A 22,234-nucleotide genomic window follows, 5' to 3' on the forward strand; every position below is an offset into this window, starting at 1 on the left:
CTCCTCAGCGGTCGGCGGGCACGGAACCGGCTCCGGAGGCGGCGGTTCCGGACACGGGTCGGGTCGCGGGCACGGGGCGGTCCGCGGGGACCGGGTCCGTCGCGGGTGCGGACGCGGGTTCGGGGTTGACCGGTGCCCAGGGGAACGGCGGGTCCGGGATGTTCCGGCGCAGCACCGGGGCGACCTCCGACTGGAACAGCTCCAGCGAGTCGTGGTGCCGGCCGGGCGGCAGTCCGTTCGCGTCCGCGCTCACGTGCAGCACGGTGTGTCCGAGCCGCTCGTGGTAGCGGTGCACCTTGTCGACGACCTGCTCGGGGCTGCCGATCAGGGCCGAGCTGCGCGCCACGAAGTCCTCCAGCGACTCGAAGACCACGGGCAGGCCCGTCGTGCGCTGGAAGGCCAGGTTCCGTTCGAAGACCGGGCGGTACGCCCGCAGCGCCTCCTGCGAGGTGCGGGCCACGTACAGCCCGGCGGAGCCGGCGCCCACCGCGATGTCCGCCGGGTCGTGGCCGTAGTGCTCCCAGCGTTCCCGGTAGTGCCGGGCCAGCTCGGCGTACGGCTCCACCGGGTGGGTGACGTTCGCCGAGAACAGCGGGTCGCCGTAGCGCGCGGCGAGGTCCACGGACTCCTTGCTGGTGGCGCTGCCGTGCCAGACCCGCACCGGCCGCTGGTAGGGCCGGGGCCAGACCTCGGCGTCCGTCAGCGGCGGCCGGAACCGGGTGTCGGCACTCACCTTCTGCTGCCGCCACAACTGCCGGAACACCTCGTAGCTCTCCGCGTTGCGGTCCCACTGGTCCTCGGGGGTGACCTGGAACAGCTCCCGCTGGGCGGTGCCGTTGCCCTTGCCGATGATCAGGTCGAGCCGGCCGTCGGAGAGGTGGTCCAGGGTGGCGTAGTCCTCGTACGCCCGGACCGGGTCGAGCAGGCTCAGGGTGGTGACGGCGGTGAAGAGCCGGATGCGGCGGGTGAGCGCGGCGATGTGGCTGAGCACCACGGTCGGCGCGGAGGAGAGGAAGGGCCGTTCGTGCCGCTCCCCCACGCCGAATCCGTCGAAGCCCAGCTCCTCCGCCAGCACCGCGTTGTCCAGGACCTCGCGGAACCGCTCGTGGGTCGGTGCGTACCGGCCGGTGACCGGGTCCGGCCGGTGCGCGATCAGGGTGATGGCGAGGAACCTCACGACGCGGCCCGTTCGGCCGGGGCTCCGGCGTCGGTGCCGGGGTGGGCGAGGCCCAGGTGGTCGCGCAGGGTCGTGCCCTCGTACTCGGTGCGGAAGACGCCCTGTTCCTGGAGCAGCGGGACGACCGTGTCGGCGAAGCCGTCGAGTCCGCCCGGCGTGATGTGCGGGACCAGGATGAAGCCGTCGGAGGCGTCGGTCTGGACGAACTCGTTGATGGTCCGGGCGACGGTGGCCGGGGAGCCGATGAAGGACTGCCGGTTGCCGGTGTTGATGACCAGGTCGCGGATGGACCAGTTGTTGGCCTCGGCGAGCTGCCGCCACTCGCGGGCGATGGCGACCGGGTCGCGGTACATCCGCACCTGGGCGCGGCCCCGGGAGATGTGCTCGTCGCCGACCACCGGGTCGACGTCGGGCAGCGGGCCCTCCGGGTCGTACGCCGACAGGTCCCGGTTCCACACGAATTCCAGGTGCTTGATGGCGGTGGCGCCGCTGACCTGCTGCCGGCGCACCTCGTGGGCGAGTTCCTCGGCCTCCTCGTCGGTGTCGCCGAGGACGAAGGACGCCGCGGGCAGGATGAGAAGCTGGTCGGGGCGGCGGCCGTAGGCGGCGAGGCGGGACTTGACGTCCGTGTAGAAGGCCCGGCCCTCCTCCAGGGTGGAGTGGCGGCTGAAGATGGCGTCCGCGCTGGAGGCGGCGAACTCGCGGCCCTCCTCGGAGTCGCCGGCCTGGAAGATGACGGGGCGGCCCTGCGGGGAGCGCGGGACGTCGAACCGGCCGTGGATGTCGAAGTGCTGCCCCTGGTGCACGAAGGCGCCGGCCTTGGCGTCCCGCAGGAAGGCGCCGGTGCCCTGGTCGGCGAGGATCTCGTCCTCACGCCAGGAGTCGAACAGTTCGTGCGCGGTGGTGAGGAACTCCTTGGCGCGGGAGTAGCGCTCCTCCTGCGGCAGGAAGCCGCCGCGCCGGAAGTTCTCGCCGGTGAAGGCGTCCCAGGAGGTGACGACGTTCCACGCGGACCGGCCGTCGGAGAGGTGGTCGAGGCTGGCGAACTGGCGGGCCACCTCGTACGGCTCGTTGAACGTGGAGTTGATGGTGCCGGTCAGGCCGAGCCGGTCGGTGACGGCGGCCAGCGCGGCGAGCACGGTGAAGGTGTCGGGGCGGCCGACCACGTCCAGGTCGTAGATCCGGCCGCCCTGTTCGCGCAGCCGCAGGCCCTCGGCGAGGAACAGGAAGTCGAACTTGGCGCGTTCGGCGGTCCGCGCGAAGTGCGCGAAGGAGCTGAACTCGATGTGGCTGCCGGCGGCCGGGCCGCTCCAGACGGTGGTGTTGTTGACACCCGGGAAGTGGGCGGCCAGATGGATCTGCTTCAGCGGCTTGCTCATGACGGTGCGGTCCTCCCGGCTCAGACGGCGGCTGTGGCGTAACGGTTGGCGGGGCGGGCGAGGCCGAGGTGGCCGCGCAGGGTCGTCGCCTCGTAGGCGGTGCGGAAGCGGTTCCGGCGCTGGAGTTCGGGCACCAGGTCCCGGGTGATCCGGGGCAGGTCGTGGCCGGCGACCGCGGGGCGCAGCCGGAATCCGGTCAGCCCGCCGGCCGCCAGGTCCTCCAGCAGGTCGGCGAGCTGGGCGGCGGTGCCGGTGAAGATCCGGGCGTCGCTGGTGTACGGCTCGCCGGCGAGCGTGTCGAGGCGGTCCAGGCGGGCCCGTGCGGCGGTCTCGCTGTCGTCGAGGAGGACGACGAGGTCCCCGAAGAGGTGCAGGGGCTCGTCGGCGCGGCCCGCCGCCTCCTGCTCGGCGCGGACCACGGAGACGATCGCGCGGGCCTGGTCGGCGTCGTGCGGGGTGAGGTAGCCGACGTCGGTCCGGCTGGCCACCAGCCGGTACGGGAGGGTCTGGTGGGCGAGGGAGGTGACCAGCGGCTGGCCCTGCGGCGGGCGCGGGGTGATGGAGGGGCCCTTGACGCTGAAGTAGCGGCCTTCGAAGTCGATGTAGTGCAGCTTGTCCCGGTCGATGAAGCGGCCGGTGGCGGCGTCCCGGATCTCGGCGTCGTCCTCCCAGCTGTCCCAGAGCCTGCGCACGACCTCGACGTAGTCGGTGGCCTCCTCGAACAGTTCGGTGAGCAGGTCCTGCGCGGACGGGCCGTCGAAGGACTCGACCCGCGGGATGGTGCGGCGGCCGAAGTGCGCGGCCTCGTCGGGGCGGGCGCTGACCCGGACGCGCAGGCCCGCGCGTCCGTTGCTGACGTAGTCGAGGGTGGCGATCGCCTTGGAGATGTGGAACGGCTCGGTGTGCGTGGTCACCACGGTCGGGACGAGACCTACGTGCCGGGTGACCGGGGCGACGCGGGAGGCGATGAGGACCGCGTCGAGCCGGCCGCGGACCTGGTCGGTGCGCTCGTCGGGGTCGAGGAGGAGGGAGGACTGCTGGCCGAGGCTGTCCTCCAGGGTGACGAAGTCGAGCAGGCCGCGTTCGGCCTCGGTGATCAGGTCGGTCCAGTAGCCGGCGGTGAACAGGTCGCGGGGGCGGGCGACCGGTTCGCGCCAGGACGCGGGGTGCCAGCCGGTGCCGTCCAGGGCGACGGCGAGGTGCAGGGGTGCGGAGGAGGTCGGGGACACGTCGGTGCCTTCCTTGATGTCCGTACGAGTCGGAGCGTCCGGGTGGGTCGGAGCGGCGCGCGGGCGGCCGGGGCCGGGGCGTGCGGCACCGGCGGGGGCGGCACACGGCACCGGCCGGGGCGGGCGCGCGGGAGCAGGGGAAGCCGGGCCTCGGGCCGGGCGGACGTCAGTGGCGACAGAGCGCGGCGGACACGCGCTGGAGATCGATGTGCGGCCGGGAGTGCAGCCGGACGGAGCGGTACGGCCGCGCGGCGCGCGGCGGGCGGGCCTGCCCCGGCAGTCGGGTCACGGCCGTCACCTCCCTCCGTCGGACGCGGCGGGCCGGGCGGGCGCCCGCCGGTCGGATCTCGTCTTGACGTTCAACGCGCGGCCGGCGCCGGATGTTCCCGGGGTGCGCGGCCGGCCGGTCAGGAGTTGTCCAGCGGCAGCCCGGGCGGGTTGACCTCGGCCTTGCCGACGGCCTCGTCGGACAGGTTGTAGGCGGCGAGCCACTTGGCGTACTGGCCGTGGTCGATCAGGTAGTTGAGGGCGTCGGCGAGCGGCTTGGCCAGGCCGCTGCCCTTCTTGGCGGTGGCGGCGATCAGACCCTGGACGGTCTCGCCCGCGCCGGAGAAGGTGCCCGCGCTGCGGGTGGCGTCGGGTGAACTCGCGGTCAGCCGGGCGCGGTAGGCGACGGCGGGGTTGGGGCCGAAGAAGGCGTCGACCTTCCCGCTGCGCAGCGCCAGGTTGATGCTGTTCTGGTCCGGGTAGTACTTGACCGTGAGCGTCTTGCCCTCCTTGGCCAGTCTGGCCTTCCACTCCAGCAGGATCTTCTCCTGGTTGGTGCCGGCGCCCACGGTGACGGTCTTGCCGGCCAGCTTGCGGTAGTCGCCGTCGAAGTTCCAGGTGCTCTTCTTCAGCACCTCGAAGGCCAGGTTGTCCTTGCGGTAGGAGGCGAACTCGTACTTCTTCTTGCGCTCCTCGGTGACGGTGACGTTGGTGAAGGCCGCGTCGACCTTGCCGCTGTCGATGCCGACGAACAGGTTCTCCCAGGTGGAGTTGCGCACCTCGGGCTCCAGTCCGAGCACCGCGGCGACCAGCCGGCCGAGGTCGGGTTCGGCGCCGGTGAGGGTCTTCTGGTCGCTGCCCACGAAGCCCAGCGGGGCCGACCCGGAGGGCAGCGCGCCGACGCCGATGACCAGCTTGCCGCTCTTGCGGACGGAGGCGGGCAGCTCGGCGCTGATGGACTTCACTTCGGAGACCTTCAGCGCGGTCTCCTTCGCGGCTCCGTTGGACAGCCGTCCCACGGTCACCGTGCCGGCGGCACCGGTGGTGGTGGCGGCGTCGCTGTCTCCTCCGCAGGCGGCGAGTCCGCCGGCGAGCAGGGCGGTCGCGGTCGTCGCGGTGAGGCCGCGGATCAGGCTGCGTCGGGAGAACTGGCTGGGCATGGCTGTCCTTGTCGTCGTGAGGTGCGGGAGGCCCGCGGGTGGTCGGTCGGAGGGAGGAGCCGGGGAGGCCGCCGGGGCGGTCGGGCGGTCAGAGGACCTTTGCGAGGAAGTCGCGGGTGCGTTCGTGCCGGGGGTTGTCCAGCACCTCGGCGGGCGGGCCCTGTTCCACGATCCGGCCGGCGTCGATGAAGACGACGCGGTCGGCGACCTCGCGGGCGAAGCCGATCTCGTGGGTGACGATGACGAGGGTGGTGCCGCCGCTCGCGAGGTCCTTGATGACGGCCAGCACCTCGCCGACGAGTTCGGGGTCGAGCGCCGAGGTCGGTTCGTCGAAGAGGATGATCCCGGGCCGCAGCGCGAGGGCGCGGGCGATGGCGACCCGCTGCTGCTGTCCGCCGGACAACTGCCGTGGATAGGCGTCGCACTTGTCGCCGAGGCCGACGCGGACGAGCAGTTCGCGGGCGAGTTCCCGGGCCGCCGGCCTGCTCAGTCCGCCGGTGGCGACGGGCGCGGCGGCGATGTTGTCCAGGACGGTCAGGTGCGGGAAGAGGTTGAAGTTCTGGAAGACGAAGCCGATGCGGCCGCGCTGGGCGAGGATGGCGCGCTCGCCGAGTTCCTTCAGCCGGTTGCCGTGCCGCTTCACGCCGATCAGTTCGCCGCCCACGCTGACGTGCCCGATCTCGGGCTTCTCCAGGTGGTTGATCACCCGGAGCAGGGTCGACTTGCCGGAACCGGAGGGCCCGAGGATCACCGTGACCTCGCCGGGGCGGACGGTCAGGTCGATGCCGTCGAGGACGCGGTGGGCGCCGTACCACTTGTGGACGTCGTGCACTTCGAGCGCGGCGGGCGCGGCGGGCGCGGTCTTCGCCGGGGTGTGTGCGGTGGTCATACGGCGGCCTCCCTGCGCAGCCGGGCCCGCAGGTCCGTCAGCCGGGCGCGGACCTTCTGCAGCGGGGTCGGCGGCAGGGTGCGGGTGGCGCCCCGGGCGTAGTACCGCTCGACGTAGAACTGGACGACGGACACGGCGCTGGTCAGGATCAGGTACCAGACGGTGGCGACCAGCAGCAGCGGCACCACGTCTCCGGGGTAGGTGCTGCCCATCGACTGCACCGTGCCGAACAGGTCGAGCAGGGACACGTAGAACACCAGGGACGTGCCCTTGATCAGGCCGATCAGCTGGTTGACGTAGTTCGGGGTGATGGACCTGAGGGCCTGCGGGAGGACGATTCTGCGGAACCGGTAGCCGCGGGGCAGGCCGAGTGCGGCGGCCGCCTCGTGCTGTCCCTGGTCGACGGAGAGGATGCCGGCGCGGACCACCTCGGCCGCGTACGCCGCCTCGTTGAGGCTGAGGCCGACCACGGCGATCGTCAGGTCGGTGGCCAGCCGGGACTCGTCGAAGGTGACGAAGGCCGGGCCGAACGGCACGCCGAGGCTCAAGGTCTTGTACAGGGCGCTGAAGTTGTACAGGAAGATCAGCACCACGATCAGCGGCACGGAGCGGAACAGCCAGGTGTACGTCCAGCTGACCGCGCGCAGCACCGGGCTTCCGGAGAGCCGGGCGAGGGCGAGCAGGACGCCGCCGAGGAGCCCGAGGACGGCGCTGAGCGCGGCGGCTTCGAGGGTGACGAGGAGTCCGTCGAGGACGGTCGGGCGCAGGAACCAGTAGCGGAAGCGGTCCCACTGGTAGAAGGGGTTCGTGACCAGTCCGTGCAGGATCTGCGCGACGAGCACGAGCACGGCGGCGGTGACGATCCACCGGCCGGGCCGGCGCAGCGGCTGAACTCGCTGCGCCTTCAGTGCTCTTGACGGTGTGTCGGCGGGTATCGGCGCCTCGGCGAGGGAGACGGCGCCTGGAGGTTCACTCATGAGGGGCTCCGGAGTCGGACACCCCGGGCCGCGGCCGGGCGGGCGGGCCACGACGGCACGGGGGCACGAGGCGGCGCACGGGGCTGGCGCGGAACCGGGGGCTGGGCGGACGACGGCACACCGGGCGGCGGGTGCGCGGCGGGGACGCGAGGGCGGGGAGGAGTCCTCAGCCCTGGCGGCGGGCAGAGCCCGGTGCGGTACACAGTGCGCTGTTCACGCGGAGCAGATCGACGGCACGGTCGGCGACGAGCAGGCCGGCGTACGACGGCACGCAGCCCTGAGGGCGGCTTACGGCCGTCCTGGGAGCTGCGTCCATGGCGTCACCTGTCACTGTTCCGGCCCGGCGGGGCCTCGCGCTTACCGAAAACGTCATCCGGTCCGGTCGTCACCTGGGGCACCCCACCGCGGTGCGAGGGTTGCCGGTCAGCGAGCCAGGGCTTGGCGCTGACGCTCATGACCGTTCTGAGGCGTAAGTAAGGCAGTTGACCGTTCGAATGTCAACGCCCGTCCGCCTTGTGGACGGTGGCCGACCGCTGTCACCTGCGGCGGGCCTGCGAAGGCTGTCCGGCGTGGCTCGCCCAGTCCAGGATCTGGACGGCGGCGCCGGCGGCCTCCAGGCCCTGGCAGTGGCCGTGATGGCGGCGGGCGATGCCGTCGAGGTCGAGATGGCGGCCGAAGGCCGGGTGGGCGGTCAGGCGGCGGGCGTAGGCCCACAGCGCGCGGTGGCCGGCGACGCGGTGCACGGCGGAGGCGTCGAGGTGGCAGCGGTGGACGGTGTCGAGCCGCAGCAGGGCGACCCACAGCTCGATGTCGGCGGCGGTGAGCCGGTCGCCGGCCAGGTACTCCTCCCCGTGCAGCCGCCGCTCCAGCCGGCCCAGGGTGTCCAGCAGCACGTCGAGCGCGGCGGCCCGCTCCTCCGGGTGGGCGCCGGCCCGGCCGGCGCGCTGCGCGGCCTCCTCGACGCCCTCGGCGCACATCCGCTCGACCGCGTCGAGCACGGACTCCAGGCCGGCCGGGTAGAGGCGGGCGTCGTCGTCCGGCCGGAACCGGTCCAGGTCGCGCAGGATGTCGGGGGTGTGGGTGCTGACGATGCGCCCGGACCAGTCGTCGCTGAGGACCGGGCCGAGCGCCGGGCCGGTGTAGTGGTGGGCGCTGGCCTCGTACAGCGGGCGCAGCGCCGCGTGGCCGCCGCCGGGACAGTCCGGGACGGCGGGCAGGAAGGTGACCGGACAGCTGGTGTCCAGGCCGAGGAGGGTGTGGCCGACGGCGAGGCGCAGCCCGTCGGGGCAGGCGGTCGACAGGTGGAGCCGGTAGCGGTGCGGCACGGCGTAGTGGCCACTGCGCGCGTCCACGCCGATGCGGCCCCGGAAGAGCGGGGCGGGGCGGAGGGCGGGCTGGACGGCGGCGAGCGGAGTGATGGACATGCGTCTCCCCGGGTGATGGGTGTGCGGACGGGTGCTCCGGCGCGGGCGCGTGCGGCGGCGGTGTGCGGGGCGGACCGGGTCCGGCGGAACGGGGCCCGGATCAGCGGTGGCGGCCGATGGCGCTGCAGACGCGCTGGAGGTCGATATGACGGCGGGAGGTGAGCAGGAGCGCGCGGGGCGGGGTCCGGTCCGTGCGGCCGGTGCCCGTCGCGAGGCGCGTCATGATTCCCTACCTGTTCACTAGGATTCCCTTCCTGGAGTGTCGATCGGGCCGCCTGCGGCGTCAAGGGGGCGTCCGCGCCTGGGAATCGGGGGTCTCCTCAGAGTGAGAAACATGTGACATAGTACTGCCGTGGCGAAGCGACTGACCTGCGATGTCGTGGTCGTCGGAGCCGGGATGGCGGGCGCGGCCTGCGCGCTGTACGCCGCCCGGGCCGGCCTGGAGGTACGGGTGGTGGACCGGGGCGCGGTGGCCGGCGGCACCACCGGAGCGGGCGAGGGCAATGTGCTCGTCTCGGACAAGGCACCGGGCCCGGAGCTGCGGCTGGCCCTGCTGTCCGTCCGGCTGTGGGCCGCTCTGGCCGAGGAGCTGGGCCCGAAGGTCGAGTACGAACCCAAGGGCGGTCTCGTGGTCGCCCGGGCACCGGCCGGCCTGGCCGCGCTGCGGGACTTCGCCGCGGGCCAGCGGGCGGCCGGCGTCACGGCCGTACCGGTGGACGGCGGCCGGCTCGCGGAGCTGGAACCGCGGCTGGCTCCCGGCCTGGCCGGCGGTGTCCACTATCCGCAGGACGCCCAGGTGATGCCCGCGCTCGCCGCCGCCCACCTGCTCCGCGCCTGCGGGGCCCGGCTGCATCCGGGGCACACCGTGACGGGGGTGCTGCGCACGGCCGGCGGCGCGGTGTACGGCGTGCGCACCGACCGGGGCGACCTCCACGCGCCGGCGGTGGTGAACGCGGCCGGCACCTGGGGCGGCGACCTCGCGGCGCTGGCCGGCGTGCGGCTTCCGGTGCTCCCGCGGCGCGGTTTCGTCCTGGTCACCGAGCCGCTGCCGCACGTGATCCGGCACAAGGTGTACGCCGCCGGCTATGTGACGGACGTGGCCGACGGCTCGGCCGGGCTGCGCGCCTCGCCGGTGGTGGAGGGCACCGCCGCCGGACCGGTGCTGATCGGCGCCACCCGGGAGCGGGTGGGCTTCGACCGCACCCTGTCGCTGCGCGCGGTGCGGGCGCTGGCCGCCGGCGCGGTCGGGCTGTTCCCGTTCCTGGAGCGGGTCCGCGCGCTGCGCGCGTACGCGGGCTTCCGGCCGTATCTGCCCGACCACCTGCCGGCGATCGGCCCCGACCCGCGGGTGCCCGGGCTGTTCCACGCCTGCGGGCACGAGGGCGCCGGCATCGGACTCGCCACCGGCACCGGGCGGCTGATCGCGCAGGCGCTCACCGGAACGGCGCCGGAACTGGACCTCGCTCCGTTCCGGCCGGAGCGGTTCGACACCGAAGGACACGGCACCGAAGAACACGCCATCGAAGGACACGGCACCGAAGGGCAGGGCGGCCGGGGACGCGGCGGCCCTGGACCCGGCACCGGTGCCCGGGACGCCGACGCGGGAGAGGCCGATGCGGGAGACGAACGGTGAACGCCAGGGAGCAGGGCCGGGCGCGGTCTGTACCGTCACCTTCGACGGCCGGCCCCTGCGGGCGCGGGCGGGCCAGACGGTCGCGGCGGTGCTGTGGGCGGCGGGCGTGACGGCCTGGCGCGAGACCCGGGGCGGCGGCCGGCCGCGCGGGGTGTTCTGCGGGATCGGGGTGTGCTTCGACTGCCTGGTGACCGTCAACGGCAGCCCCGATCAACGGGCTTGCCTGGTGCCGGTGGCCCCGGGCGACGCGATCCGCACCCAGCGGGGAACGGGCCGGGACGATGACTGAGGAACCGTCCCTGGCCGTGGTGGGCGCGGGGCCCGCCGGTCTCGCCGCCGCCCTGGCGGCGGCGGCGCGCGGTGTCCGGGTGACCCTGCTCGACGCGGCCGGCCAGGCCGGCGGCCAGATCCACCGGCAGCCCGCCCCGGCCCTCGCCGCCCGCCGGGACCGGCACGGGGGGCGCACCTGGGAGCGGCTGCGGGCCGGTCTGGAACACCACCGCGCGGCCGGCCGGATCACCCACCTGACGGACCACCATGTGTGGTGCGTGGTACGCGCGTCCGGCTCCGGGACGTTCGCCGTGCACGCGCTGCGCGGCCCCGCGCAGGAGGAGGGCGTCACCGTCCGCGCCGCCGCCGTCCTGCTCGCCACCGGCGGCTATGAGCGGGTGCTGCCGTTCCCGGGCTGGACGCTGCCCGGGGTCGTCACGGCGGGCGGTGCGCAGGCCCTGCTCAAGGGCGGCCCGGTGCTGCCGCCCGGGCGGACGGCCGTGGTCGCCGGGACCGGTCCGCTGCTGCTGCCGGTGGCCGCCGGGCTGGCCGCGGCCGGCGCCCGGGTCGCCGCGCTGGTCGAGTCCGCCGGCCCCGCCGCGCTGCCGCGCCGGGCGCCCGCCCTGGCCGCCCAGCCCGGGAAACTGGCGGAAGGCGCCGGATACGCGGCCCGGCTGCTGCGGCACGGCGTGCGCGTGCTGACCCGGCACACCGTGGTGGCGGCGCACGGCACCGACCGGCTGACCGCGGTGACGGTGGCCGCGCTCGACCGGCACGGCCGGCTCCGCCCCGGCACCGCCCGGCGCGTCCCGTGCGACACGCTCGCGGTGGGCCACGGCATGCTGCCGCACACCGACCTCGCCGAGACCCTCGGCTGCGCCCTGTCCGGCACCGCCGTGCGCGTCGACGCCGAGCAGCGCACCGACGTGCCCGGCGTCTGGGCGGCCGGGGAGGCCACCGGGATCGGCGGGGCGGCGCTCGCACTCGCCGAGGGGCACATCGCCGGGCGCTCGGCCGCCGCCCGGCTGTACGGCACCGCACCGGATCCGCGCGGCTGGGCCGCCGCCGGCCGGGCCAGGGCCCGCGCCCGGGCGTTCGCCGCGGCCCTCGACGCGGTGTACGCGCCGCCGGCGGACTGGGCGGAGCGACTGCCGGACGACACGGTGGTGTGCCGCTGCGAGGAGGTCACCGCCGGGCGGGTGCGCGAGGCGGCCGGTCCGCTCGGCGCCGGCGACACCCGCACCGTGAAGCTGCTCACCCGGGCCGGGATGGGCTGGTGCCAGGGCCGGATCTGCGCCCCGGCGGTCGCGGAGCTGGCGGGCTGCCCGCTCACCGCAGGGCGCAGGCCGTTCGCCCGGCCGGTGCCGCTCGGCGTGCTGGCCGCCCTGCCGGACCCGGAGTGAAGACCGGCCGCCCTGCCGGACCCGGAGTGAGCACCGGCCGCACGTCCCGACCAGTGTTATGTCACACCCTGCCGAAAGGAGCACGACTCGATGAACCACGCGGAGCACCACCGTCCCTGGCACGGCGTCCTCGTCGCCACCGCCCTTCCGCTGCGCGCCGACCTCTCGGTCGACCTTGAGCGGTACGCCGAGCACTGCGCCTGGCTCGTCGCACAGGGCTGCGACGGTGTCGTGCCGAACGGCTCGCTGGGCGAGTACCAGACGCTCACCGCCGAGGAGCGGGCCCGGGTGGTGGAGACCGCCGTGGCCGCCGTCGGCGGGCAGCGGGTGATGCCGGGCGTCGCCGCGTACGGCGCGCGGGAGGCCCGCCACTGGGCCGAGCAGGCCGCCGGGGCCGGCTGCGCGTCGGTGATGCTGCTGCCGCCCACCGCCTACCGCGCCGGCGAACGCTCCGTCCTCGCCCACTACGCCGAGGCCGCCAAGGCGGGCCTGCCGGTGGTGGCGTACAACAACCCCGTCGACACCAAGGTCGACCTGGTGCCCGAACTGCTCGCCCGGCTGCACGGCGAGGGCCTGGTGCAGGCCGTCAAGGAGTTCTCCGGCGACGTCCGCCGCGCCTGGCGGATCGCCGAACTCGCCCCCGGTCTGGATCTGCTGGCCGGTGCCGACGACGTGCTGCTGGAGCTGGCGGTGGCCGGCGCCAAGGGCTGGGTGGCCGGCTTCCCCAACGCGCTGCCGCGCGTCTCGGCACGGCTGTACCGCGCGGCGGCGGCCGGTGACCTCGCCACCGCCGTCCCGCTGTACCGCCGGCTGCACCCGCTGCTGCGCTGGGACTCCGAAGTGGAGTTCGTCCAGGCGGTCAAGGCCGCCATGGACGCCGTCGGGCGCTACGGCGGCCCGGTGCGCCCGCCCCGGGTGCCGCTGTCACCCGAGCGGGAGGCCGCCGTCCGCGCGGCCACCGAGCGGGCCCTGGCCGCGGACCTCGGCTGACCGGGAGGCAGCGCATGCGCAGCGGACTCGTCCTGCACGCCGTCGACTCGCACACCGAGGGCATGCCGACCCGGGTGATCACCGACGGGATCGGCACCGTGCCCGGCGCGACCATGAACGAGCGGCGGCTGTACTTCCGTGACCACCGCGACCACATCAGGCGGCTGCTGGTGAACGAGCCGCGCGGCCACTCCGCGATGAGCGGCGCCATCCTCCAGCCGCCCACCCGGCCCGACTGCGACTGGGGCGTCCTGTACATCGAGGTGTCCGGCCATCTGCCGATGTGCGGGCACGGCACCATCGGAGTGGCCACCGTGCTGGTGGAGACCGGCAGGGTGACGGTCACGGAACCGGTGACCACCATCCGGCTCGACACCCCGGCGGGCGTCGTGGTCGCCGAGGTCGCGGTGGCGGACGGCGCCGCCCGGGGCGTGACGCTGCGGAACGTGCCGTCGTTCGCCGCCGGCCTGGACCGCCGCGTCACGCTCCCGGACGGCCGTACCGTCACCTACGACCTCGCCTACGGCGGCAACTTCTACGCGATCCTGCCGCTGGACGCCTTGGGACTGCCCTTCGACCGCGCCCGCAAGGACGACATCCTCTCGGCGGGCCTCGCCCTGATGCGGGCGGTCAACGGGCGGGAGGAGCCGGTGCACCCCGAGGACCCGTCGATCCGCGGCTGCCACCACGTCCACCTGTACGCGCCCGGTGCCACGGCCCGGCACTCCCGGCACGCCATGGTCATCCACCCGGGCTGGTTCGACCGCTCCCCGTGCGGCACGGGCACCAGCGCGCGCATGGCGCAGCTTCACGCGCGCGGGGAGCTGCCCCTGCACACCGAGTTCGTGAACGAGTCCTTCATCGGCACCCGCTTCACCGGGCGGCTGCTGGGCACGACGCAGGTCGCCGGGGTGCCGGCCGTGCTGCCCAGCTTCACCGGCCGGGCGTGGATCACGGGGACGGCCCGGTATCTGCTGGACCCGTCCGACCCGTTCCCGGAGGGGTTCGTCCTCTAGCGGGCGCGGCCTGTTCTAGACTCGCCCGGTGATGCGTGACATGGCACCAGACACCCGGGACGCCGGACTGTCCGCGCTCCCCCGGCTCGGCGGACGGCGCAGCAGCTACCGGGAGCGGGTCGCGGACGCCCTGCGCGCCGCGCTGATCGCGGGCGAGCTGCGACCGGGCGAGGTGTACTCGGCGCCCTCGCTGGCCGCCCGGTTCGGGGTCTCGGCGACGCCGGTGCGGGAGGCGATGCTCGACCTGGCCAAGGAAGGGCTGGTCGACACCGTGCCCAACAAGGGCTTCCGGGTCACCGTCGTCTCCGACCGGCAGCTCGACGAGTACACGCAGATCCGGGCGCTGATCGAGATCCCGACCGTGACGGGCCTGGCCCGCACCGCCGACCGGGTCTCGCTGGAGGCGCTGCGCCCGGCGGCCCGGGAGATCGTCGCCGCCGCCGCGGCCGGCGACCTGATCGCCTACGTCGAGGCCGACACCCGCTTCCACCTCGGTCTGCTCGCCCTCGCGGGCAACGCCCATCTGGTCGAGGTCGTGGCCGACCTGCGCAAACGCTCCCGACTCTACGGGCTGACCGCGCTGGTGGAGGCGGACCGGCTGCACGCCTCCGCCGAGGAGCACCTGGAGCTGCTGGACGCGCTGCTGGAGCGCGACGAGACGGCCGTACACGCGGTCATGAGCCGGCACCTGGGACATGTGCGCGGTCTGTGGGCCGCCGGGGACTGACCGCCGCCGGCCCGGACAGCGCCGTACATCTCGCTGCGGAAAGCGCCCCTGACCTCAGTTTTTTCATGGCCTCGGGGGCGTCGCGGGACAAGGAACGGCGATTTTGCGCCAGATAGGGGCATCCCCGACCATGGCTGCGTCCCGGCACCCAGGGGCAGCTGTTCGATGAGAGGCGCACCACCCATGCACGTCCCCGGAACCGCACCGCAGCCGGCTCCGGCCCCCACGGAGTCCCCCGCCGCCACCGCGGCGGAGCCCCGGTCCGGCAGCAAGCACGCCCGCAGCTTCGGTCTCCCCGTCGCCACCGCGCTGGTCATGGGCAACATCATCGGCGGCGGCATCTTCCTGCTCCCGGCCTCCATCGCACCGTACGGCACCGTCAGCCTGGTCGCCTTCGGCGTGCTGACCGTCGGCGCCATCGCGCTCGCCCTGGTCTTCGGCCGGCTCGCCGCCCGCGACCCGCGCACCGGCGGCCCGTACGTCTACGCCCGGGAGGCGTTCGGCGACTTCGCGGGCTTCCTCGCGGCCTGGTCGTACTGGATCACCACCTGGGTGTCGAACGCCGCGCTCGCCGTCGCCGCCGTCGGCTACCTCGACGTGCTGATCCCGGTGAACGGCCACCGCTGGAGCGCGTGCCTGGCCGCGCTGACCCTCCAGTGGCTGCCCGCCCTCGCCAACTTCGCCGGCACCCGCTACGTCGGCGCCGTCCAGCTCGTCTCCACGGTGCTGAAGTTCGTGCCGCTGCTGCTCGTCGCGGTCGGCGGGCTGTTCTTCTTCGACCCCTCCCGGCTCGGCCCGTTCAACTCCAGCGGGCAGGGCGCGGTCGGCGCGGTGTCCGCCTCCGCCGCCCTGCTGCTCTTCTCCTACCTCGGTGTGGAGTCCGCCGCCGTCAGCGCGGGCGAGGTGCGGGACGCCCGCCGCAACGTGGGCCGCGCCACCGTCATCGGCACCGCGGGCGCCGCGCTGGTGTACCTGCTGGGCACGGTGTCGGTGTTCGGCACGGTCCCGCACGAGCGGCTGCTCACCTCCACCGCGCCGTTCTCGGACGCCGTGAACGCGATGTTCGGGGGCGGCTGGGGCGGTACGGCGGTGGCGCTCGCCGCGCTCGTGTCGATGACCGGCTGCCTCAACGGCTGGACCCTGCTGAGCGCCCAGACCCCGTACGCGGCGGCCCGCGACGGCCTGTTCCCGAGCGCCTTCGCGCGCCGCCGGCGGGGCGTGCCCACGGTCGGTGTCGGTGTGACGGCCGTGCTCGCCTCGCTGCTCACCGTCTACAACTACTTCTCGGGCTCGGGCAGGGTCTTCGAGGTCCTGGTCCTGGTCACCACGTTCACCGCGACCGTCCCGTATCTGCTGGCCACCGCCGCGCAGATCTTCCACCTGGTGGCCGGCCGGCCCGGGGCGGTGGACCGGGGGCGGCTGGTGCGGGACTCCGTGGTCACCGCGGTGGCCGCCGCCTTCTCCGTCTGGCTGATGGCGGGCGCCGGCTACGCGGCGGTGTACCAGGGCGTGCTGTTCCTGTTCGTCGGGATCATCGTCTACGCGGTGATGGCGGCCCGGCGGCAGCGGCAGCGGCCGTCAGCGAGCGGGGCGGTCTGACCGGCCGGCGTCCGGCCGGTCCGGCGGGCCGGGTCCCGGGGGCCCGTCGCGCACTCCGGGCCGGTACTTGGGGACGCGCAGGGTGATCTTCATGCCGGCTCCCACGCCGGTCTCGATCACCAGGCCGTGGTCGTCGCCGTAGACCTGGCGCAGCCGCTCGTCCACGTTGCGCAGCCCGATGCCGGCCGCCGCGTCCTCGCCGCCGCCGAGGATGCGGCGCAGCCGGTCCGGCTCCATGCCGACGCCGTCGTCCTCCACGACGATCCGTGCCGTCGCCCCCTCGTCCCGCGCGGTGAGGGTGATCCGGCCGCGCTCGCCGCCGTCCCCGAGGCCGTGCTTGACCGCGTTCTCCACCAGCGGCTGCAGGCACAGGAAGGGCACCGCCACGGGCAGCACCTCCGGGGCGATCCGCAAGGTCACCTCCAGGCGCGGCCCGAACCGGGCGCGGACCAGCTCCAGGAACTGCTCGATGGAGCGCAGCTCCTCGGCCAGGGTGGTGAACTCGCCGTGCCGGCGGAACGAGTAGCGGGCGAAGTCGGCGAACTCCAGCAGCAGGTCACGGGCCCGCTCGGGATCGGTGCGCACGAAGGACGCGATCGCCGCGAGCGAGTTGTAGAGGAAGTGCGGGGAGATCTGGGCCCGCAGCGCCCGGATCTCCGCCTCGATCAGTCCGGTGCGGGTGCGGTCGAGGTCGGCGAGTTCGAGCTGTACGGAGATCCAGCGGGCCACCTCCTCGGTGGCCCGGGCCCCGGACGCCGGCTCGCCGGCGCCGAGTACGACGAGGGCGCCGGGCACCCGCCGGTCGACGGTGAGCGGCGCGACGGCGCCCCAGCGCACCGGGCAGTCCGGGTCCGGGCAGTCCACGGTGAACGTGTGCGGGCGGCCGGTGTCCAGCACCGCGCGGACCCGGTCCAGGGCCGTGTCCGCGTGGTGCCGGCCCGGCCCCTCCCAGGCCAGCAGCCGGTCGTCGGCGGTGAGCCCGAGCGCGGCCGTGCCGAACAGCGGCCGCAGCCGGCGCACCGCCTTGCGGGCCGCGTCCGGGGTGAGTCCGGCGCGCAGCGGGGGCGCGGCCAGGGAGGCGGTGTGCAGGGTGCGGAAGGTGGCGCGGGCCGCGGGGGTGCCGAGGTCCGTGCCGTCCCGGGCGGACCGGCGGGCCAGCAGCCGCCCGGTGACGAGGCCGGCGGCGAACAGCAGGGGCGCTCCGGCGGCGGCGACGGCGAGGCCGTTCACCGGCGGGCACGGCGGGCGGTACGGGCCACGGGCGGGCGGGTCGTCATGGGGTCCTCACTCCTCGGCGGGCGGTGGGCGCGTCCGGTCCGGCCGGGCGTTCGGGCAGATGGAGCCGGGCCATGGCCGCCTCGGTGCCGGCCGGGATGCGGTCCCGGGTGGCGAGGGAGACCAGGATCATGGTGAGGAAGCCGAGCGGTACCGACCACACGGCCGGCCAGGCGAGCAGCGCGTGCGGCCAGCCGCCGGCCGGCCGCCCGGCGATGGTCAGCGCGACCGCGGTCAGGGCGCTGCCGCCGCCGGTGAGCAGGCCCGCGACCGCGCCGGGCGCGGTCAGTCCGCGCCACCAGATGCCGAGCACCAGCAGCGGGCAGAAGGACGACGCGGCCACGGCGAAGGCGAGCCCCACGGCGTGGGCGACGGGCAGCTTCCCGGCGGCCACGCTCACCGTGCCGGGCACGGCGACCGCGAGCAGCGTGGCGAGCCGGAAGCGGCCGACCCCGAGCGAGGGCAGCACGTCCTGGCTGAGCACGCCGGCGACGGACAGGGTGAGCCCGGAGGCGGTGGACAGGAAGGCGGCGCAGGCACCGGCGGCGATCAGCGCGCCGAGGAGGTCGCCGCCGGTGCCGCCGACGAGCCGCTGGGGCAGCACGAGCACGGCGGCGTCGGTGGTGCCGGTGAGCAGCAGGTCGGGGGCGTAGAGCCGGCCGAGGAGGCCGTAGAGGGGCGGCAGCAGGTAGAAGCCGCCGACGAGGGCCAGCACGATCACGGTGGTGCGCCGGGCGGCGCGGCCGTCGGGGTTGGTGTAGAAGCGGACGAGGACGTGCGGCAGTCCCATCGTGCCGAGGAAGGTGGCGCAGATCAGCCCGTACGTCGAGTAGAGCGGGTGTTCGTCCCGGCCGCCGGACAGCGGCGCCGCCCAGCTGGAGGCGGTGCGCCGGCCGTCGTCGGCGCGCTCGGGCACCGGGGCGCCGGGCGGGAAGCGCAGGGTCGTTCCGGCGCGGATCTCGTGCACACCGGGGTCCAGGTCCAGCCGGCCGCCGGTGTAGTCCTTGCCGTCGACGGCGCCGGTCGCGGTGGCCCGCAGCGGTGTGTCGATCCGGACGCGCACGGTGCTCTCGACGGTGACCTGGGTGGACCGGCGGAAGGCCGGCGGCTCGTCCACCGCGCCGGCGGGTCCCGGGTCGCCGTGCCAGGCGACGGCCAGGAAGACCGCGGGCACCAGGAGCGCGATCAGTTTCAGGCAGTACTGGAACGCCTGGACGTAGGTGATGCCGCGCATGCCGCCGGCGGCCACGGCCAGGGCGACGACGACGGCGACGAGCACCCCGCCGAGCCAGTGCGGCGCGCCGGTGACCAGGCCGAGGGTCAGGCCCGCGCCCTGGAGCTGCGGCAGCAGGTAGAGCCAGCCGACTCCGACGACGAGCACCCCGGCGACGCGCCGGGCGGCCCCGGACTCCAGCCGCGCGTCGGCGAAGTCGGGCAGCGTGTAGGCACCGGAGCGGCGCAGCGGGGCGGCGACGAACGCAAGCAAAACGAGGTACCCGGCCGCGTAGCCGACGGGGAACCAGAGCATCTCCACGCCCTGGGCGGCGACGAGTCCGGCGATGCCGAGGAAGGAGGCCGCCGAGAGGTACTCGCCGCCGATGGCCATGGCGTTGAGGTACGGCGGCACGCTGCGGGAGGCGACGTAGAAGTCGGAGGTGGTGCGGGAGACGCGCAGTCCCGCGGAGCCGATCAGCAGCGTGGCGAGGACCGCCGCCGACACGGCCACGACACCGTACGTCTGGTTCACCCGGCGGCCCCCGCGGCGCGGGCGGGCCCGCGCGGCCGGGCACCGGTCACCTGCGGGCCCTCCCGGCGGGGTCCGCCGCGTCCCGTCCGGTGTCCCGCACGGAGTCGCGTTCGTTGCGTTCGGCGCGGACGACGTACCACCGGCCGGTCAGGACGAGCACGGGATAGACCGCGACACCGAGGACGGCCCAGACGACCGCCGCGCTGCCCGGCCGGGTCGCCGGGTCCGGCAGGGCGGCGAAGGCGAGGGGCAGCGGTCCGAGCAGGGCGAGGAGCAGCGCGAAAGTTACGAGTGCCAACCGGAGTTGACGGCGCATCAGGGAACGCAGGGCCGGGGAGCCGACGGCGGGGTCCGCCGGGTGCGTCCGGGCGGGGCGGGCGGGTCCGTGGGCCGGGCGGGGCGCCCGGGGAACCCCCGTGACCACTTCACGCCGAGGAGTCCCCGGTGCACTCATGCCGCGTCCTCCGACCCGCGAAGATCAGACGTCGCAGTGGAGTGTACGCACCGGGCGACGAAAGGGACAGGTTCCCGGACGGCCCGCCCCGCACTCCGCACGGCGCCGTACGGTAAGTCCGGCACGGGGGTCGCGCGTTCCGCGCGGTGGCCGGTGTCCCCCGGCTCAGTCGCCGCCGGTGCGGAACCGGCGGCGGTACTCGGTCGGGGTCGTGTCGAGGCGGCGGCGGAAGGCCCGGACGAGGGTGTCGACGGTGCCGAACCCGCAGGCGGTGGCGATGCGTTCGAGGGTGGCGTCGGTGGTCTCCAGCTCGTGCCGGGCCCGTTCGACGCGGACGGACTCGATGTAGACGTGCGGGGTGGTGCCCAGCTCGGTCTTGAAGATCCGGGTGAGCTGCCGGTCGCTGACGTGGGCGTGTTCGGCGAGGTGTGCGACGGTGAGCGGTTCGGCGATGTGGCGCAGGATGTGGTGGCGCAGGTCCTCGATGCGCCGGGTCGCGGAGACCTGCTCCAGCGGGACGCTGAACTGGCTCTGGCCGCTGGGCCGTTTCAGGTACATCACCAGTTGCCGGGCGACGCGCAGCGCGACGGCCTCGCCGAGGTCGTCGGCGATGAGCGCGAGTGACAGGTCGAGACAGGCGCTGATCCCCGCGCCGGTCCAGACGTTCCCCTCGCGGATGAAGATCGGGTCGGAGTCGACCTCCACGGCGGGATGGTCGGCGGCGAGCTGCTGCGCGGTCGACCAGTGCGTGGTGGCCCGCTTGCCGTCCAGGAGCCCGGAGGCGGCGAGGATGTGCGCTCCGACGCAGACGGAGGTGATCCTGCGGGTGCGGGGCGCGAGTTGGCGTACCCGCTCCACCACGGCCGGGTCGACGAGCGCCTGCACCCGGTGCTGGCCGTCGACCTCGACCGCGCCCGGCACGACGAGCGTGTCGATGCTCCTCCTCGTCAGCTCCGCGAAGGTGACGTCGGGCAGGACCCTGACCCCGGCGGCGGTGGTGATGGGGTCCATGGTCTCGGCGGCGAGGGCCACGTCGTAGCCCGCCGCCTCCTCGGTCTCGCGCCGGGCGAGGGAGAACACCTCCGGCGGCCCGGTGACGTCGAGCAGGTCGACGCCTTCGAACAGGACGATGACGATGAGTCGTTCGCCGGTGTGCACGGGTCCCCCTGACCGTACGACGGTGATGTCGGTATCTGCATGCTAGACGACATTGCCGACGCGTCCGCCGGGCCATAGCGTCATGAGTGCAGGTCATCGCACCGGCGCAGTCCCCTCCCAACTCCCTTTCCTCAGGTGGTACTCCATGCCCAGAACGACGCTCCGACAGCTCAACGGCTTCGACGACGCGCCCGCGAAGCTGGCCGACTCGACCCTGGTCATGATCGACTACCAGAACACCTACACGACCGGTGTCATGGAGCTGGACGGCTGGCAGCCCGCGCTGGACGCCGCCGCCCGGCTGCTGGAGCGCGCCCGCCGGGAGGGTGCCAAGGTCGTCCACGTCGTCAACGACGGCGGTGAGGGCACGCCGTACGACATCCGCGCCGAGATCGGCCAGATCCACCCGAGCGTCGCGCCGGCCGACGGCGAGCCCGTGGTCGTCAAGCAGGCGCCGAACGCCTTCCACGGCACCGACCTCGGCGACCTCGTCGACGAGGCGGGGCGCGGCGATCTGGTCATCGCCGGGTTCATGACCCACATGTGCGTGGCGTTCACCGCCCAGGGCGCCTTCCTGCGCGGCAACCGGCCCACCGTGGTGGCCGACGCCAGCGCCACCCGTTCGCTGCCGGTCGCCGGCACGGAACTGGACGCCCGCCAGGTGCACCTCGGCGCCCTCGCCACCATCGCCGACCTGTACGGGGTCGTCGTTCCGTCCCAGGAGGACCTCGCCTGATGAAGCCGTTGCGTTCAGCCGTCGCGCTGTGCACCGCCGCCCTGCTCGCGGCCACCGTCGCCGCGTGCGGCGGAACGTCCGAGGCCGCCGCCGCCAAGGACGCGCCGTCGGCACCCGCCGCCCGGACGAACGTCGCCAAGGACACGAAGACGCTGAGGCAGCTCAACGGCCTCGACGAGACACCGGCCACGCTGTCCGACGCGACGCTGATCATGGTGGACTACCAGAACACCTACACCGACGGTGTGATGGAACTCGACGGGTGGAAACCCGCGCTGCACAACGCCGAAGCGCTGCTGAAGCGGGCGCGCGCGGCGGGCACCCCGGTCATCCACATCGTCGACAAGGGCTACGACCTGAAGTCGAAGGCGGGACAGATCATTCCGGCGCTCAAGCCCGCCAAGGGCGAGCCGGTCGTGGTGAAGAGCGTCCCCAACGCCTTCCACGGCACCGATCTGGCCGAGAAGGTCGAGAAGACCGGCAAGAAGAACGTCATCGTCGCCGGGTTCATGACCAACATGTGTGTTCTGTTCACCGCGCAGGGCGCCTTCCTCGACGGATACCGGCCGACCGTGGTCGCCGACGCCTCGGCCACCCGGCCGCTGCCGCTGAAGGGCGACCCGGAGGGCATTCCCGCGCGGCAGCTCCACGAAGCCGCTCTCGCCACGGTCCAGGACCTCTACGGCGTCGTGGTGCCGTCGCAGAAGTCGCTGACCTGACCGGC

The 22,234-nt window shown here is 74.3% G+C and carries 22 protein-coding genes and 1 riboswitch; of the genes, 9 read left to right on the forward strand and 13 right to left on the reverse strand.

All coding sequences use genetic code 11. From position 1 onward, the window contains the following. Positions 1 to 4: 4 nt before the first annotated feature. From ACZ4SV_RS07130 to ACZ4SV_RS07170, 9 genes are all read right to left on the reverse strand, one after another. Complete coding sequence (locus ACZ4SV_RS07130; protein WP_468002109.1) at positions 5 to 1,177, reverse strand: LLM class flavin-dependent oxidoreductase; 1,173 nt, start codon at positions 1,175 to 1,177, stop codon at positions 5 to 7. Further along, positions 1,174 to 2,556, reverse strand: a complete 1,383-nt coding sequence (locus ACZ4SV_RS07135) for an NtaA/DmoA family FMN-dependent monooxygenase (RefSeq protein ID WP_468002111.1) — start codon at positions 2,554 to 2,556, stop codon at positions 1,174 to 1,176. Before ACZ4SV_RS07135 ends, ACZ4SV_RS07130 begins: the two co-directional genes overlap by 4 nt. Before the next feature lie 20 nt (positions 2,557 to 2,576). Continuing rightward, the gene (locus ACZ4SV_RS07140; protein WP_468002113.1) at positions 2,577 to 3,785 is read right to left on the reverse strand and encodes an LLM class flavin-dependent oxidoreductase; all 1,209 of its coding nucleotides are present in this window, start codon (positions 3,783 to 3,785) and stop codon (positions 2,577 to 2,579) included. A gap of 166 nt (positions 3,786 to 3,951) precedes the next feature. Continuing rightward, the gene (locus ACZ4SV_RS07145) at positions 3,952 to 4,074 is read right to left on the reverse strand and encodes a putative leader peptide (RefSeq protein WP_365875983.1); all 123 of its coding nucleotides are present in this window, start codon (positions 4,072 to 4,074) and stop codon (positions 3,952 to 3,954) included. A gap of 118 nt (positions 4,075 to 4,192) precedes the next feature. Continuing rightward, the gene (locus ACZ4SV_RS07150; protein WP_365875981.1) at positions 4,193 to 5,212 is read right to left on the reverse strand and encodes a transporter substrate-binding domain-containing protein; all 1,020 of its coding nucleotides are present in this window, start codon (positions 5,210 to 5,212) and stop codon (positions 4,193 to 4,195) included. A gap of 88 nt (positions 5,213 to 5,300) precedes the next feature. Beyond that, positions 5,301 to 6,101, reverse strand: coding sequence for an amino acid ABC transporter ATP-binding protein (locus ACZ4SV_RS07155; RefSeq protein ID WP_397935321.1), 801 nt, complete (start codon positions 6,099 to 6,101; stop codon positions 5,301 to 5,303). Beyond that, positions 6,098 to 7,078 (reverse strand): amino acid ABC transporter permease, encoded by a 981-nt coding sequence (locus ACZ4SV_RS07160; RefSeq protein WP_365875977.1) that lies wholly within the window; start codon positions 7,076 to 7,078, stop codon positions 6,098 to 6,100. The genes ACZ4SV_RS07155 and ACZ4SV_RS07160 overlap by 4 nt, the downstream gene beginning before the upstream one ends. A 348-nt stretch (positions 7,079 to 7,426) precedes the next feature. Then, positions 7,427 to 7,537, reverse strand: a riboswitch (SAM riboswitch). Between the two features lie 77 nt (positions 7,538 to 7,614). Further along, positions 7,615 to 8,502: a glutathione S-transferase C-terminal domain-containing protein gene (locus tag ACZ4SV_RS07165; protein ID WP_468002116.1), complete on the reverse strand. Its 888-nt coding sequence runs from the start codon at positions 8,500 to 8,502 to the stop codon at positions 7,615 to 7,617. Positions 8,503 to 8,602: 100 nt separating this feature from the next. Further along, positions 8,603 to 8,725 (reverse strand): putative leader peptide, encoded by a 123-nt coding sequence (locus ACZ4SV_RS07170; RefSeq protein ID WP_365875973.1) that lies wholly within the window; start codon positions 8,723 to 8,725, stop codon positions 8,603 to 8,605. A gap of 129 nt (positions 8,726 to 8,854) precedes the next feature. Between ACZ4SV_RS07170 and ACZ4SV_RS07175 the strand changes: the two genes are divergently transcribed. From ACZ4SV_RS07175 to ACZ4SV_RS07205, 7 genes are all read left to right on the forward strand, one after another. Continuing rightward, the gene (locus ACZ4SV_RS07175) at positions 8,855 to 10,135 is read left to right on the forward strand and encodes an NAD(P)/FAD-dependent oxidoreductase (protein ID WP_468002119.1); all 1,281 of its coding nucleotides are present in this window, start codon (positions 8,855 to 8,857) and stop codon (positions 10,133 to 10,135) included. Beyond that, a complete protein-coding gene (locus tag ACZ4SV_RS07180) occupies positions 10,116 to 10,424 on the forward strand; it encodes a (2Fe-2S)-binding protein (RefSeq protein ID WP_468002121.1) in 309 nt (102 codons plus the stop codon). Before ACZ4SV_RS07175 ends, ACZ4SV_RS07180 begins: the two co-directional genes overlap by 20 nt. Beyond that, positions 10,417 to 11,808 (forward strand): FAD-dependent oxidoreductase, encoded by a 1,392-nt coding sequence (locus ACZ4SV_RS07185; RefSeq protein ID WP_468002123.1) that lies wholly within the window; start codon positions 10,417 to 10,419, stop codon positions 11,806 to 11,808. Before ACZ4SV_RS07180 ends, ACZ4SV_RS07185 begins: the two co-directional genes overlap by 8 nt. 90 nt (positions 11,809 to 11,898) lie before the next feature. Next, a complete protein-coding gene (locus ACZ4SV_RS07190) occupies positions 11,899 to 12,798 on the forward strand; it encodes a dihydrodipicolinate synthase family protein (RefSeq protein ID WP_468002125.1) in 900 nt (299 codons plus the stop codon). 14 nt (positions 12,799 to 12,812) lie between these two features. Then, positions 12,813 to 13,814, forward strand: a complete 1,002-nt coding sequence (locus ACZ4SV_RS07195; protein ID WP_468002127.1) for a proline racemase family protein — start codon at positions 12,813 to 12,815, stop codon at positions 13,812 to 13,814. A gap of 40 nt (positions 13,815 to 13,854) precedes the next feature. Further along, a complete protein-coding gene (locus ACZ4SV_RS07200; RefSeq protein ID WP_468002129.1) occupies positions 13,855 to 14,541 on the forward strand; it encodes a GntR family transcriptional regulator in 687 nt (228 codons plus the stop codon). Positions 14,542 to 14,724: 183 nt separating this feature from the next. Continuing rightward, a complete protein-coding gene (locus tag ACZ4SV_RS07205) occupies positions 14,725 to 16,140 on the forward strand; it encodes an amino acid permease (RefSeq protein ID WP_468002131.1) in 1,416 nt (471 codons plus the stop codon). Here the strand turns inward: ACZ4SV_RS07205 and ACZ4SV_RS07210 are convergent. The 4 genes from ACZ4SV_RS07210 to ACZ4SV_RS07225 form a co-directional block, all read right to left on the reverse strand. Continuing rightward, on the reverse strand, positions 16,120 to 17,370 hold the full coding sequence (locus ACZ4SV_RS07210) for a sensor histidine kinase (protein WP_468002133.1): 1,251 nt from the start codon (positions 17,368 to 17,370) through the stop codon (positions 16,120 to 16,122). The genes ACZ4SV_RS07205 and ACZ4SV_RS07210 overlap by 21 nt on opposite strands. A gap of 43 nt (positions 17,371 to 17,413) precedes the next feature. Beyond that, positions 17,414 to 19,162 carry a sodium/solute symporter gene (locus tag ACZ4SV_RS07215; protein WP_468002135.1) on the reverse strand — a complete coding sequence of 583 codons (1,749 nt, stop codon included), beginning with the start codon at positions 19,160 to 19,162 and terminating at the stop codon, positions 17,414 to 17,416. Between the two features lie 46 nt (positions 19,163 to 19,208). Further along, a complete protein-coding gene (locus ACZ4SV_RS07220; protein WP_468002137.1) occupies positions 19,209 to 19,616 on the reverse strand; it encodes a hypothetical protein in 408 nt (135 codons plus the stop codon). A gap of 165 nt (positions 19,617 to 19,781) precedes the next feature. Then, entirely contained in the window at positions 19,782 to 20,774 is a 993-nt protein-coding gene (locus ACZ4SV_RS07225; RefSeq protein WP_468002139.1) for a GlxA family transcriptional regulator, read from the reverse strand. Positions 20,775 to 20,919: 145 nt separating this feature from the next. Here ACZ4SV_RS07225 and ACZ4SV_RS07230 point away from each other — a divergent pair, with 145 nt between their 5' ends. Together ACZ4SV_RS07230 and ACZ4SV_RS07235 are read left to right on the forward strand one after the other, a co-directional pair. Beyond that, the gene (locus tag ACZ4SV_RS07230; protein ID WP_468002141.1) at positions 20,920 to 21,510 is read left to right on the forward strand and encodes a cysteine hydrolase family protein; all 591 of its coding nucleotides are present in this window, start codon (positions 20,920 to 20,922) and stop codon (positions 21,508 to 21,510) included. After that, positions 21,510 to 22,229, forward strand: a complete 720-nt coding sequence (locus ACZ4SV_RS07235; protein WP_397935332.1) for a cysteine hydrolase family protein — start codon at positions 21,510 to 21,512, stop codon at positions 22,227 to 22,229. Before ACZ4SV_RS07230 ends, ACZ4SV_RS07235 begins: the two co-directional genes overlap by 1 nt. Positions 22,230 to 22,234 lie beyond the last annotated feature (5 nt).

The organism is Streptomyces sp. NPDC027672, assembly GCF_055566335.1.